At 70.4% G+C, this 1,029-nt stretch carries 2 protein-coding genes; both read left to right on the forward strand.

Annotation, left to right across the window (positions count from 1 at the left end; genetic code table 11):
• Positions 1 to 227 (forward strand): isochorismatase family protein (locus NJ376_RS25640; protein WP_252956210.1); only part of this gene is annotated, 227 nt, incomplete at its 5' end.
• A 108-nt stretch (positions 228 to 335) separates the two neighbouring features.
• Positions 336 to 899, forward strand: coding sequence for a PEP-CTERM sorting domain-containing protein (locus NJ376_RS25645; protein WP_252956211.1), 564 nt, complete (start codon positions 336 to 338; stop codon positions 897 to 899).
• Positions 900 to 1,029: the final 130 nt, after the last annotated feature.

Consider the following 1,029-nt stretch of genomic DNA (forward strand, 5'->3'; position numbering starts at 1 on the left):
TGCAGGCGCGCGGGGTGAAGCGGATCTTCCTCGCCGGGCTGGCGACGGATTACTGCGTCGCCTATTCGGCGGAGGATGCGGCGAAGCTCGGCTACCAGGTGGTGGTGATCGAGGATGGCTGCCGCGGCATCGGCCTGCCGGCGGAGGGCGGGACGACGATCGACGCGGCGAAGCGCAGGCTGACGGCGGCGGGGGTGGCGTTCCTCACCAGCGACGCGCTGGCCTGAAGGAGCCGACCGCACGCTTCCGCCACCGCGGCCGGGCTATCGTTCTGGTGATGTGACAAATCCGGCGGGATCGTCCCGGATATGCATCATCATTGCCCGGAGACCCCCATGCGCCTGGTCCTTGCCCTGCTGCTCAGCTGCTGCGGCTTTGCCGCGCCGGCCGCGGCGTCCCTGCTCGGCCAGCAGATGACGGCGGGCTATCGCTACCCCGAGCTCGGCACCACCTATCCCAGCACGGTCTGGTCTCCCGCCGGCTTCACCATCGGCGCCGGGGTGGAGACGGTAGGGCTGGTGGAAAACGTGACCAGCATCTCGGTCGATTTCGCTGCGAACCGCCTCACCCTGCTGCTGGCCACCACCTTGCCAGCACCGACCTGGGGCAGCGTTGACTTCAACGGACCGGTCTTCACCGCCGCGGCGCCGCTCGGGATCATCGGTGCCACGGTGAATGCGGCGACGACGCTGGCCGGCTTCGACGTCAGCCGCATCAGCGTGACCGGGACGGAGGTTCGCATCGACTGGGCCGGTCTCTCCTATGTCGATGGCACGCGGTTGGTGGTGGATTTCCAGCTGGTTCCGGAGCCGGCGGGAATGGCGCTGCTGCTGGCGGGACTCGGGCTGCTCGGCCTGCTGCGAGGCACCGCCCCGGGGCGCAGCGTCGCTATCGGCTGAGCGCGCCGCCGGCCGCGCGGCATGCCTGCCATGGCGACGCCAGGGGCGTGCGGCCCTGCCCGGAAGGCTGGGGGATCAGGCCGTGATGCCGCCATCCACCCGCAGCACCTGGCCGGTGATGTAGGAGGCG

Source organism: Siccirubricoccus soli (assembly GCF_024178315.1).
Lineage (GTDB): Bacteria > Pseudomonadota > Alphaproteobacteria > Acetobacterales > Acetobacteraceae > Siccirubricoccus > Siccirubricoccus soli.

Excerpts from the sequence above, each read along its gene's own strand:
- NJ376_RS25645 (WP_252956211.1), top strand. The coding sequence starts at position 336 with ATGCGCCTGGTCCTTGCCCTGCTGCTCAGCTGCTGCGGCTTTGCCGCG.